The organism is Vibrio nigripulchritudo ATCC 27043, assembly GCF_000222685.1.
In the GTDB taxonomy this organism is placed as follows: Bacteria; Pseudomonadota; Gammaproteobacteria; order Enterobacterales; family Vibrionaceae; genus Vibrio; species Vibrio nigripulchritudo.
In genome coordinates this window covers 1-11,766 of the sequence record NZ_AFWJ01000049.1, presented here as the reverse complement: position 1 = coordinate 11,766, position 11,766 = coordinate 1, and the positions used below count along the sequence as shown (strand labels likewise).

The 11,766-nt window shown below is 45.7% G+C and carries 12 protein-coding genes; 5 read left to right on the top strand and 7 right to left on the bottom strand.

Annotated elements, in window-relative coordinates; all coding sequences use genetic code 11:
* Window positions 1–33: 33 nt before the first annotated feature.
* From pstB to RH89_RS06290, 4 genes are all read right to left on the bottom strand, one after another.
* Entirely contained in the window at window positions 34–786 is a 753-nt protein-coding gene (gene pstB, locus RH89_RS06305) for a phosphate ABC transporter ATP-binding protein PstB (protein ID WP_198763758.1), read from the bottom strand.
* Between the two features lie 128 nt (window positions 787–914).
* On the bottom strand, window positions 915–2,219 hold the full coding sequence (gene pstA / locus RH89_RS06300) for a phosphate ABC transporter permease PstA (RefSeq protein ID WP_004400364.1): 1,305 nt from the start codon (window positions 2,217–2,219) through the stop codon (window positions 915–917).
* Window positions 2,212–3,594, bottom strand: coding sequence for a phosphate ABC transporter permease subunit PstC (pstC, locus tag RH89_RS06295; protein ID WP_004400363.1), 1,383 nt, complete (start codon window positions 3,592–3,594; stop codon window positions 2,212–2,214). Before pstC ends, pstA begins: the two co-directional genes overlap by 8 nt.
* 55 nt (window positions 3,595–3,649) lie before the next feature.
* Window positions 3,650–4,690, bottom strand: coding sequence for a PstS family phosphate ABC transporter substrate-binding protein (locus RH89_RS06290; RefSeq protein WP_004400362.1), 1,041 nt, complete (start codon window positions 4,688–4,690; stop codon window positions 3,650–3,652).
* A gap of 300 nt (window positions 4,691–4,990) precedes the next feature.
* On the opposite strand from RH89_RS06290, the gene RH89_RS06285 reads away from it, so the two are divergent.
* A complete protein-coding gene (locus RH89_RS06285; RefSeq protein ID WP_004400361.1) occupies window positions 4,991–5,449 on the top strand; it encodes a low molecular weight phosphatase family protein in 459 nt (152 codons plus the stop codon).
* A gap of 13 nt (window positions 5,450–5,462) precedes the next feature.
* Here RH89_RS06285 and RH89_RS06280 read toward each other — a convergent pair whose 3' ends face one another.
* Complete coding sequence (locus RH89_RS06280; RefSeq protein ID WP_139063237.1) at window positions 5,463–5,933, bottom strand: hypothetical protein; 471 nt, start codon at window positions 5,931–5,933, stop codon at window positions 5,463–5,465.
* A 230-nt stretch (window positions 5,934–6,163) separates the two neighbouring features.
* Entirely contained in the window at window positions 6,164–6,526 is a 363-nt protein-coding gene (locus RH89_RS06275) for a winged helix-turn-helix transcriptional regulator (protein WP_004400359.1), read from the bottom strand.
* Between the two features lie 91 nt (window positions 6,527–6,617).
* Here RH89_RS06275 and RH89_RS06270 point away from each other — a divergent pair, with 91 nt between their 5' ends.
* From RH89_RS06270 to RH89_RS06255, 4 genes are all read left to right on the top strand, one after another.
* Window positions 6,618–7,391 carry an HD domain-containing protein gene (locus RH89_RS06270; protein ID WP_004400358.1) on the top strand — a complete coding sequence of 258 codons (774 nt, stop codon included), beginning with the start codon at window positions 6,618–6,620 and terminating at the stop codon, window positions 7,389–7,391.
* A 148-nt stretch (window positions 7,392–7,539) separates the two neighbouring features.
* Window positions 7,540–8,316 (top strand): UDP-2,3-diacylglucosamine diphosphatase, encoded by a 777-nt coding sequence (locus RH89_RS06265; protein ID WP_004400357.1) that lies wholly within the window; start codon window positions 7,540–7,542, stop codon window positions 8,314–8,316.
* Between the two features lie 74 nt (window positions 8,317–8,390).
* The gene (locus RH89_RS06260; RefSeq protein WP_004400356.1) at window positions 8,391–9,677 is read left to right on the top strand and encodes an RNA polymerase sigma factor; all 1,287 of its coding nucleotides are present in this window, start codon (window positions 8,391–8,393) and stop codon (window positions 9,675–9,677) included.
* A 376-nt stretch (window positions 9,678–10,053) separates the two neighbouring features.
* The gene (locus tag RH89_RS06255; RefSeq protein WP_004400355.1) at window positions 10,054–11,505 is read left to right on the top strand and encodes a right-handed parallel beta-helix repeat-containing protein; all 1,452 of its coding nucleotides are present in this window, start codon (window positions 10,054–10,056) and stop codon (window positions 11,503–11,505) included.
* 79 nt (window positions 11,506–11,584) lie between these two features.
* Here the strand turns inward: RH89_RS06255 and RH89_RS06250 are convergent.
* A partial coding sequence (locus RH89_RS06250) for a YciI family protein (protein ID WP_004400354.1) occupies window positions 11,585–11,766 on the bottom strand: 182 nt, incomplete at its 5' end.

Here is an 11,766-nt window from a genome sequence, read left to right as displayed (position 1 = left end):
GGCTCCTTTTTCATTTTTTGCTGACCGGCAGATTTAACCGAACCGACCGCCAATATAGTCTTGGGTTAACACATGTTCTGGCTGTTCGAATACGCGTTTTGTGGAGTTCACTTCTACCAAATTCCCAAGGTGGAAATAAGCAGTGCGATCCGAAACCCGCGAGGCTTGTTGCATTGAGTGGGTAACGATTACAATACTGAAGTTGTTTTTCAGCTCTTCAATCAGTTCTTCAATAATGCCCGTCGCAATAGGATCCAACGCTGAACAGGGTTCGTCCATCAGGATAACTTCTGGAGCAATTGCAATGGTTCGCGCAATACACAAACGTTGCTGCTGACCACCAGATAGACCTGTTGCTGGCTGGTCTAGGCGATCTTTTATTTCTGCCCACAAGCCGGCGCGCTCTAAAGATTGCTGAACCAGTTCGTCCAGTTGGTCTTTGTCGTCGACCAAACCATGGATTTTCGGACCATAGGCAACGTTATCGTATATGGATTTCGGAAACGGATTCGGGCGCTGGAATACCATTCCCACCTGAGAGCGCAGCTCCACCGTTTCAACGCTTTTATCGTAGATATTGTTGCCGTCTAATGTGATGGAACCTTTGACCATACATCCAGGTACTGTGTCGTTCATGCGATTCAGGCAGCGCAGGAAAGTGGATTTACCACATCCAGAAGGGCCAATCATCGCCAATACTTCTCTCTCAGCAATATCCAGGCTCACTTCACGAATCGCTGGCTTTGCGCCAAATTCGTAGTCCACATGGACGTCGCGTGCCGACATTCTCGGGTTATCAACCAGCGGAATGCCAATGGTTCTGTCTGGCGCTGCCGCATGTTCTGGCGGATGGGCTTTTTCCATGCCAGAACCATCCATTGCGTCTACTGTTGTCGTAACCATAATTCTATCTCCTACCAACGACGCTCTAAGCGTTTGCGCATCACAACCGCGCATGCATTCATGAATGCCAGAAACGCCAGCAGCACCATGATTGCGCCAGAGGTGTTTTCGACAAATCCTTTTTCGGGGTTTTCAGCCCATAAATATATCTGCACAGGAAGTGCAGTTGCGGCATCCATCGGCCCTGACGGAATATCCACAATAAACGCCACCATGCCTATCATAAGTAGCGGTGCAGTTTCACCAAGCGCTTGCGCCATACCAATGATGGTCCCAGTCAGCATGCCCGGCATAGCGAGAGGCAGCACATGGTGCATGACCATCTGCATTTTGGATGCCCCTACTCCAAGCGCCGCATCACGAATAGACGGAGGCACAGCTTTAATAGCTGCACGGCTGGAAATAATGATGGTCGGTAACGTCATAAGGGTAAGCACCAAGCCACCAACCAAAGGGGCAGAACGTGGCAGGTCAGCAAAATTCAGGAAGATCGCTAAACCCAGTAACCCAAATACGATGGAGGGCACGGCGGCCAGATTATTGATATTGACTTCAATCAGTTCGGTTACCCGATTTTTAGGAGCAAACTCTTCCAGATATATTGCCGCCGACACACCGATTGGAAAACTCAGAGCCAGAGTAATCAGCAAGGTAAAGAATGAACCCACTGTCGCTCCCCAGATCCCAGCAAGCTCTGGATCCCGGCTGTCACCATTGGTGAAAAAGTTGGTATTAAACGTGGTATTGATACGCCCTTGAGCCTTTAACTCGCTAAACCATTCAATGTCTTTGTTTTTGAACTGGCGCTCGTCTTCCGGCAATCTCGCATCAATATTCCCCTTGTTAAACTGATTAACGTTGTCACCTGCCAAGGCGTAATATGTGATGGTTTGACCTACTAAAGAGGAATCGGCGAGCACTCGGTCACGCAGATCGTATTCCGCTCCATTTGATATAAATCGATAGAGTTCGCGACGTTCTCGTCTTGATTCAACGTCTGGTAGTGCTGCTTTTATCGCATCACGCAGAACGTTTCGGTAACTGGCACTAAAGAGTGCCTCTTCAGAGAGATCACCGTCTTCAATTCTTAGCCTTTCGTGTGACAGCGTCACTTCAAGTTTTATTTCTGTGGTATAAAAAGCGGTGTAGCCTTCACTCACAATGGAAAAAATCAGCACGAAAAGAAAGCTGAATGCCAGTGATATCGAAGTAATACCGTAAGCCTTAAAACGGCTTTCACGCCCAAGGCGTCTGGCTAAACCCGACTGGATTCGCTCTTTTTTGATACTTGAGATACGTTGTAATTGATCAGTCATATTGTTCCCTATACTTCTTCACAATTCTCAGGGCGACAAAGTTCAGCGCTAAGGTGACAACAAATAAGGTTAAACCCAGAGCAAATGCAGCCAGTGTTTTGGGGCTGTCGAACTCTTGGTCCCCCACCAGCAGAGTCACTATCTGCACCGTTACTGTCGTAACCGAATCGAGAGGGTTTGCAGTCAGGTTGGCAGACAACCCTGCTGCCATCACCACTATCATGGTCTCGCCAATGGCACGTGATACAGCGAGCAACAACCCACCTACCACACCCGGCAATGCTGCGGGTACTACCACGTGACGAATCGTTTCCGATTTGGTTGCCCCTAAGCCTAAAGATCCGTCTCTGAGAGACTGGGGCACGGCGGTGATCACATCGTCAGATAAAGAAGAGACAAAAGGTATGATCATCACACCCATCACTACCCCCGCTGCCAAAGCACTTTCTGAGGAAGCACTCGAGATGCCAATCCCATGAGCAATGTCTCGAATGAAAGGCGCAGCAGTTAAAGCCGCGAAAAAACCATAAACAACAGTGGGAATACCGGCCAATATTTCCAGAACGGGTTTTACAATGTTTCTTACTCGCGCATCTGCATATTCCGCCAGATAGATTGCACTCATCAATCCAACGGGTGCGGCAATACACATCGCGATAAAGGAAATCATCAATGTTCCGGTAAACAGCGGAATAGCGCCAAATGCCCCACTCGCTCCTTCCTGATCCGCACGCAAAGCGATTTGCGGCGACCATTCCAGACCGAAAATAAAATCTGCCGCCGGAATAATCTGGAAGAATCTCACTGCTTCAAACAGCACCGACAACACGATCCCTGCGGTGGTCAGAATGGCTAAAGTCGAACAGAATAGCAGGAAGATTTGCAGCATCTTCTCTACGTGATTTCTTGCCTTGAGTTTGGGTCTTACTGCACGCCAGCCATAGGCTAAACCCAGTAAGGTCACAGACAGGATTGCAACAACTCGCAATGTGTTCCCTGTGGCGTTCAGGCTTTGGTAATGCTCAGCAGCACTCAGCATCGCTGCATCTTCCGAAGGCGTAATGCCTCGGGCGATGTTCACCACCTGGCTAAATGCCAAGCTCTCGGACCCTATCTGTTTAATGATTTCGCTCGGGACTTGCGCCATGACCAAAGAGGAAACCAGTGTTGGCTCCAGACTTTGCCAGATGGCCAGTAATATAAGGGCAGGTACTGCGGCAAGCGCAGCAGCATAAGAACCGTAATAAGCCGGACGAGAATGAAGGCTGTTCAAACCGCCGGACTGAGATGCAACTGCCAACGAGCGTTGACGGGCCAGATAAAATGCTACGGCAGTGAGCGCGAGCAAAACGACAACCAGTGTCGAAGTATCCATACTACAACTCCTGAAATTAGAGGAAGGAGAACGTCTCCTTCCTCGTTTGGAGTGACTACAGGTTCGGAGTCAGATCCATGGCTCCGTTACGTACCACTTTCCAGTCTCTTGCAGACAACGGGATTAATCCGCGGTCTGCCAGATAACCTTCATCGCCAATTGCGTCTTCTGAAGTGAAAGCACGAACGTAATCTTTAAGACCAGGAATCACTTTCTCATGCGCTTTCTTCACGTAGAAGTACAAAGAGCGTGAAACAGGGTAAGAACCATCGCCAATGGCATTAAACGTTGGCGTTACGCCTGCGATTTTCGAGCCCTGAACCTTGTCTGAGTTTTGATCCAGGAAGCTGAAACCAAAGATACCGAATGCCGCTGGGTTCGCTTCCAGTTTCTGAACGATCAAGTTGTCATTTTCACCCGCTTCGATGAACGCACCATCTTCACGAATACCGTGACAAATCGCCTTGTACTTTTTCTTGTCTGACTTTTTCAGAGCTTTAATTTCCGAGAATGTCTTACAACCGCCTTCCATTGCCAACTCTACGAACGCGTCACGCGTACCGGATGTGGGTGGAGGACCAAGCACTTCGATCTTCTTGTTAGGAAGCGCTGGGTTAACCTGACTCCAGGTTTTGTATGGGTTGTCTATGTAGTTGCCTTTGCCGTCTGGTACCACTTTCGCGAGAGCCAGGAAGATGTCTTTCAGCGTTAAATCCAGTTGCTTAGACTTCTTAGAGTTTGCGAAGGCAATACCGTCGTAGCCTATCTTGATTTCCACAATGTCTTTGACGCCGTTCTTCGCACACAACTCGATTTCCGAGCTTTTAATTTTGCGAGAAGCGTTAGTAATGTCTGGTGTGTTTTCACCAACGCCTGCACAGAACAACTTCAAACCACCGCCTGAACCAGTAGACTCAATCTTTGGTACAGAAAAGTTACTGGTACGTCCAAAGCGTTCTGCAACCACAGTTGCAAAAGGGTAAACCGTAGACGAACCAACGATGCTGATGTAGTCGCGGGAAGCAGCGGCGGCATGGCTTGCACCGAACACTGCTGCTGCGGCACAGCTCGCCGCGATCAAAGCTTTCAATTTCACAATCAACCTCCAAGTCGATTTAAACGTTGTGATCCAATAATCTGGATTTGAAGTGTTTTTGCTCTGTCGAGCATTCTCAACATATCCCCGCTTATCTCGCTGGCAGTACATCCTTCACCCAGGAAAATCGCGGTTATGTTTTAGACAGTAGGAGGGCTAAATGACATTTAATTGACACTTTAATTAATATGGTTTGACAGAAAAAAGAAGTGAAAGATCGATCAAAGATCGCTCATTCTTTTTTTGGGAGCTCGATATTTTACGTCTAGGGTTGAGTGACTGGTGATATGGAGAGTCGCTATGGAAAAGCCGAGCCGCCCGTTAACATTTAAGGGAAGAAGTACCTCAAATCAAACTGCAAAAGTACCTAATAAAGGGGGGCGAAAGCCACGGGTGCTATTTCTATGTGACGGCAAAAGTGCCTGGTCTGGACTCGCTGCATCCATTTTAAAAGAAAAGGCAGGCAGCTTTTTCGATATCTATGCCGCTACCTGCAATCATTCCGATCATACAACAAAAAAGCTTCTTAAAAAGCTGGATATGGAGAGCATCAGTTGTGTCGAGGCTATGCAGTTAAGTTCCTGTAACCATCTCAATTACGATTACCTTATCGCACTCACCCCAAGTGCTTTGGCGAACACCAAAGCCCTCCCTTTGCATGACAAGTTCATTCCATGGAACATTGAAGATGAAAGCTACCCAGAGAGACAAATAAACGAGCAACTCAATTATCTTTTGTCTCTGTATCTGTACCAATAAGCAATTAGAAAACCTACTTGCATCTCTGCGAATTTAGCCAGTCGCCAAGAAACGCTTCAATTTGCTGGTAGTGACGAATGTTATAGTTGCTCACATAGTAACTGGCATAGACGTCATTGATTTTTGCACTTCTCAAACAGGTGTAATCTGACCCCGAGTCCGAGTCACACGAGCCCCAGTATTCATAACCGTCTGCATTCTTTTGAAATGCCAACCAGTCGTATTGGCTTGTCCCTTCATGGAAATAAAGCGACTTCAACTCTTTAGATTGTTTGAGCTTTTTGTTACCAAGAGCGGGAATTTCAAAATCACTTTTGGTGAGGTTCACCATTAGGTTCTCGAAAATCTCACTGCCAGTTGGTAGGGTAACTTTGTGTTGAAACTTAGGGACGTGCTTCGCTATTTCATCACCTTCAAAAAACAACGAAGGGCCGTAACCGTCGCTGGAGTCGAAGTTCCGATCGCTACTATTCGCACTGCTCACACTACTCGGTGTCAGGTGGCTTTTTGGTAAACATACCTCACCCCATTTAATAACTTCTGTGCTCGAACTACTACAAGCAACCAACGAAAGACACATGATACTTCTAATCATCTAACGCCTATTCCCTCATAACCAGTGTCTGAATCACAATCGTGGCAGTATAAGTTTCCATATGATCTCCCGCGTAATTGGCTCAGAAAATTCTATTCATACTGAAGATTTGCTGCACCTTATTTGAGGCCGTCTGGTTTGAGTTTGTAAAATGAGCTTGGCGGAACCCTGCAGCCCTGAACGTGTTCTTCAGCCCAAAGAGACATAGCCTGAACCACGGGCAATAATTTTTTTCCAGATTGACATAAAAAGTATTCATATCTCACTGGTTTTTCCTGGTATGCCCTTTTATCGATCAACCCACTTTCCAGCATTTCTTTTAGCCGGCTAGCCAAGATATTAGTGGTGATGGATTCATCTGATTCTAAGAACTCTGCATAACGTCGCTTGCCCAGATACATATCTCTCAGAATAATCAGTGTCCATTTATCACCAACCAAGTCCAAACAGTTGGCTAGAGGACAGATAGAACGTTTGTGCATTAGTACCTCAAATTAGTCACTTGCATTTTGCAAGTCTGCCATATAAGGTTGTCACTTTCAAAATGCAAGTGACTTGTTTTAGGGAGAAATAATGATCAGTGATTACAAATGGAGCGAATCGACAAACGGGATCCTACTGGGTAAAGACAAATGGCAGTTTTATGGCTTGCTTATCAAGGGGCAGTGTCATGAAACCATTCAGCGCCTCATACGTTTCTGTGGGGGTCACCGAAAAGCTATATCAAGAATAAATCTGTCGAGTATTCCAGAACCAGACACCCTACTAGCTAAAAAGGCGATGCAGCTTTCTGTGCAAAGTTGTGAACCACAACTCTACCTGCATTGCTTGCGTACCTATTATTTTGGAGCCATGTTTGCGCAGTTCAAAAACCAGAAACCGGATTTGGAACTGTTGTATGTCGCATCATTGATGCACGACATAGGTTTAACCGAAAACTACAAAGAGCAAGCCCGTCATACCAGCTTTGCTGTTTCGGGAGCGAGAGCAGCCTATGATCTGGCTGAGCAATTCGAGTACAGAGAATCTTGGCGCATCGAACTCTATGAGGCTATTTCAAAGCACCTCAATCCGTACCTTTCTTCAAGAGGAAATAGCATTGAATCCCTTTGTTTACAAAAAGGGGCAACACTTGACGTCATTGGTGCCTATCACTTTTTATTCCCTAAAGATCAAATGGCTAAGCTGAATAATCGCTTTCCACGTGATGGATTCCAACCGCATATTTTAGACACCATTGTTAACGTTCCTCACCACTCGTGTTCTCACGCAGGAATACTGTCTTGTTGTGGTTTCAAGAAACTTGTTCAGAGAAACCCGTTGGACAGTTCAATAGTCACAACCTAGGTTAGTCCAATTCATTGGGGAGAGGTTGGTGACAATGAAAGCAAAACGCGAACATTTCAACAAAGCATCATCAATCATTAACTGGACTGTCATTTGAGCTTCCTAAGTTATTACCTAGAAACATTGTTACGACTTCAAGCAGGTTAATATGAAGCACAAACTTGATGTCAGAAGTATGTTTATCTCAGACCTTCACTTAGGGTTTAAAGATTGCAAAGCGGATTACCTCCTCGACCTTCTGAAAAATTGCCAAGCCGATACTCTCTATCTGGTCGGTGACATTATCGACCTCCAATCCCTTCGAAAACGCATGTTCTGGCCATCCAGCCACCACAAAGTTGTCCACCGAATTATTAAGTTACAGCAAAGCGGAACGCGGGTTATCTATATACCGGGTAACCACGACGCTGCCATGCGGCGGTATACTAAACAGTTCTTTGCCGGAGTAGAAATTCTGCCTTTCGCCGATTTTACCTCGCTTTCGGGCAAACGCTTTCTCGTGTGCCATGGCGATCAGTTCGATTCTGAAGTGTGTCTGGGAAAATGGCAGGCAACATTAGGAGATGTTCTTTACGACCTTCTGCTGTTTATCAACCGTTGGTCAAATAAGTTTCGAACCATGTTGGGCATGGAGTACTTTTCTCTGTCCAACTACATCAAAGAGCGTATTCCCAAAGCCAGTCAGGCAATCACTCGCTATCAGGAAGCAGGGCTGAACTATGCCGAGAAAAACGGTTACGACGGCATCATTTGTGGGCACATTCATTATCCGGAAGTGGTAGACAGAGGTGAGATGGTTTATGTCAACGACGGCGATTGGATAGAGAACTGTACTGTTTTTGTCGAACACCACGACGCCAGTATGGAACTGATCTATTGGCCTAAGCATGTGGCATCTGTGTCCAAAATTGCCGCAGCGGCATAAGTGCCATTCTCATCTATGTCACTAAGGCTCTGATAAACTATCATTTAGTGGTTAGTCACCGAGAGTCTGAATAAATGAATGTTGAAAGCACCCTATCTTCACTTTACCGAGCTGAGTCACCAAAAATACTGGCTTCTCTGATTCGGATTTTCGGTAATCATAATATCGATCTTGCGGAAGATATGATGCATGAAGCGTTCAACACGGCGCTGCTTCGCTGGCAAAATGATGGTTTGCCCGATAACCCGAAAGCGTGGTTGATTCAGACGGCAAAAAACCGCGCCATCGATCTTATCCGTTCTCAAAAGAATAAAATTAAGCTTTCTGAGCAGCTTTCCGATTTTCTGGAAAGTGAATGGACAATGAGCCATTCGGTAGAAGAATCCTTTCACGAACCCTTTATTCGGGATGAACAACTCCGGTTAATTTTTCTAAGCTGCACGACAGACATTAAGCCTCAGAATCAGATTCCTTTTATTCTCAAAGCGCTGTGCGGTTTTAATAACAGGGCTGTTGCCAGTGCTTTGTTGCTGCCTGAAGAAACGGTGAAGAAACGTCTGCTTCGCACTAAACAGCAACTAAAAGAACTGCCCGATCAGCTGCCTAATGAAGCGGATTACCAACAGGTGATCGAACGCGTACATACGGTGGTTTATTTACTTTTCAATGAAGGATTTCATTCTACCGATCACAAATCCGCCATTCGAAAAGAGCTCTGTATCGATGCCATTGCTTTACTCAAGCTGGTGATTGAGCACCCTACTCTGCCGAATAAAGAAACCTTATCCCTCTTTGCACTGATGCATTTTCACCTTGCTCGCATCGATACTCGTTTGGATGAGCACGATTCTCTTATCCCGCTCAATCTGCAGAATCGCAGGTTGTGGAATCAACATTACATAGCCGCGGGTTGCCAAATGCTGGCTGTTGCCAAAGCTTACCGAGACCCAAGAAAAGGTCGATTTTTTCTCGAAGCCAGTATTGCCGAGAAACACTGCGTTAGTGCGCATTTTGAAGATACCTGTTGGTCTGACATTGTCGAACTGTACAAAGACTTGGTGGAGCAAACAGATTCCGACGTTGCGCGCCTTAACCTTGCGGTTGCGCTGGGCTATGCGGGATTCTCCGAACAGGCTATCGGTGTTGTAGGCAATTTGGGGAAATCGCCTGTTCTGTCCAAAACGCATATTCTGGATGCGACACTTGCTCATTTGTACGCCATGGCAGGCGATAAAGACAAGGCACTGGCTTACGCTAAATCGTCTGGAGAAAAAGGCGGAACACCACATGAGCAACAATTGATGAGGCAACAACTGGACCATTTATTAAAAGTGGAACCTAAAAACACGTCGCAGAAATAAACGTCTTCCTCCTTTCTTAAATAAGATACTTAAAAGAAATAAATCCTCGCTAAAAATTCAATAAAAGCCCATCTATTTTCATTTTTAAAACAGATAAACGACCTTCGCATTGATATTATCAAATCGTGGATTTATTTAATTCCCATTAAAGAATTCAAATAAATTTCATATGCGGTTCATATACTAAGCTCAATTTGGCTAGTTACATACGTGCCCCAACTGTTATCAGAAGTTAGGGTGTCTATATATTTCAGGTCGTCACCTTTATTAGACAAACCTTACCTGAAAAATAGCTTTTCCTTGAGCTCAAATTTATCTCATTAAAGTCGCCGATTATTTAATTTAAACGGCTGATACTTTTATTTAGGAGCCACGCATGAATAATAAATTTATCCCAATTGCGTTAGTTTCATTTTTATTAACCACTCCCACACACGCCTCTGGTCCGGCTAGCGCCAATGTTATGGATTATGGTGCGGTAGGAAATGGTATTACTGATGATACTAGTGCATTTAACGATTGCCTCAGTAATAACCAAGTCTGCTGGGTCGAACCGGGAAAAGCTTTTAAGGTTGCCGACGTAAAAATGAACGAAGGGAACCGACTTATCGGCTTTGGAAGCGTTCAGTACGGCATGGTGAAGTACCAGGGTAGCTCCCCCTATGACGAAGCGTTAAAACCTGTTTTGATCGGGGGAAGTGGAAACAGATCGGAACCTTCAATAATTGATGCCAGCTACGTCAGTGTTGGTGCAGGCATTGAGGGTATTACCATTGATTGTGGTGGACAAACCATGAATGGTATATCCGGAGGAAGTAATCAGTTAACCGTCCAGGATGTGACCATCGTGGGATGCAAAAACGGAATTGGAGGCTCAGGTCAAAACCAGAGCATCGATTCATACACCAGCAGTGCACACATCACCAACAGTACTTTTGGCGGCAATGAAATCGGTGTCGCAAACCTTGTTGACTCGTTTGTAGTAAACGGCGATTTTGCCAATAACAGTAATATTGGGCTGTACTTAGGGGCTGGAGCCAACGCCAACACCATAGTTAACACGCGCTTCGAATGGAATGAAGGACCTGGGATATCCAGCTACGGTGGAACAGCGCAAAATTCAATTTCAAACAGCTTTTTCGATCGCAACCACGGTCCGGGGATTGTACTGATTGGCGTGGAAAGCATGACAATATCAAACAGTTCGTTCAACCGGAATGGCTCGATAAACAATGCAGGTAATGATGCTCAGATTGATATGTACAATTCCAGCAATATTAGCATCACGGGCAGTACCAGCACAGTTGGACAAGATGATGGAGGCATCGGTGTGTTTACACCTAAATACATCATTGCTTATGGGGGCACGAACAAAAACATTTCGATAGCCGGAATGGCAACATCTGGAAAGTTCAGTAGCTCAAATCCTGATGGATCCTATACGGTAGCACCAACAAAAGGACAGGAGCCTACCGAAGGATACAGTGTGGTCGGCGTGAACGACATTCCCGATACCCAACCGACAGTAACTGGCATAACGGCATATTCGGGTGGCGGTCGATCAAACGCCACACTTTTAACCTCTACGGTCAATACAGTAAGTACTGCGGGCGCAAATAATGCTTCGGTCAAACTCACCAAATGTGTTACGGGCAGACAACAGACCATAGCTAATGAGAGTGATAAACCCATTAAAGTTTACGGAAAAGGCAGTGACAAAATAAATGGCAACGCTGCTCATTTAGGCATTGTCCAAATCGAGTACTCGATCGCCACTTATGTTTGCGTAAGAAGCAACAATTGGGCACGCATAATGAGTAAGGATTAGAGGCAAGTCACTATCTAAAACGACAAAAAAGCCCAGACACTCTGCGTGTCTGGGCATTAAATAAGGCAGGAATGACAGGTTAGCCCATTTGCATAATTTCACGGACTTCCACAGAGCAGCCCGGGTGATTAAAGATCGGGCAAGTCTTTGTGATTTCCACCGCTTCATCATAGCTTTCTGCTTTCACAATCGAATAGCCAGACACCAGCTCTTTAAACTCAATCGCGGCAATATCCGTTACTACACCATCGGCATTTACAC

Bases quoted from the DNA above. Each gene is read 5' to 3' on its own strand.
- pstB (WP_198763758.1), bottom strand. From the start codon at position 786: ATGTCGGCACGCGACGTCCATGTGGACTACGAATTTGGCGCAAAGCCA.
- pstA (WP_004400364.1), bottom strand. From the start codon at position 2,219: ATGACTGATCAATTACAACGTATCTCAAGTATCAAAAAAGAGCGAATC.
- pstC (WP_004400363.1), bottom strand. From the start codon at position 3,594: ATGGATACTTCGACACTGGTTGTCGTTTTGCTCGCGCTCACTGCCGTA.
- RH89_RS06285 (WP_004400361.1), top strand. From the start codon at position 4,991: ATGGAAAAGCCGAGCCGCCCGTTAACATTTAAGGGAAGAAGTACCTCA.
- RH89_RS06275 (WP_004400359.1), bottom strand. From the start codon at position 6,526: ATGCACAAACGTTCTATCTGTCCTCTAGCCAACTGTTTGGACTTGGTT.
- RH89_RS06270 (WP_004400358.1), top strand. From the start codon at position 6,618: ATGATCAGTGATTACAAATGGAGCGAATCGACAAACGGGATCCTACTG.
- RH89_RS06265 (WP_004400357.1), top strand. From the start codon at position 7,540: ATGAAGCACAAACTTGATGTCAGAAGTATGTTTATCTCAGACCTTCAC.
- RH89_RS06260 (WP_004400356.1), top strand. From the start codon at position 8,391: ATGAATGTTGAAAGCACCCTATCTTCACTTTACCGAGCTGAGTCACCA.
- RH89_RS06255 (WP_004400355.1), top strand. From the start codon at position 10,054: ATGAATAATAAATTTATCCCAATTGCGTTAGTTTCATTTTTATTAACC.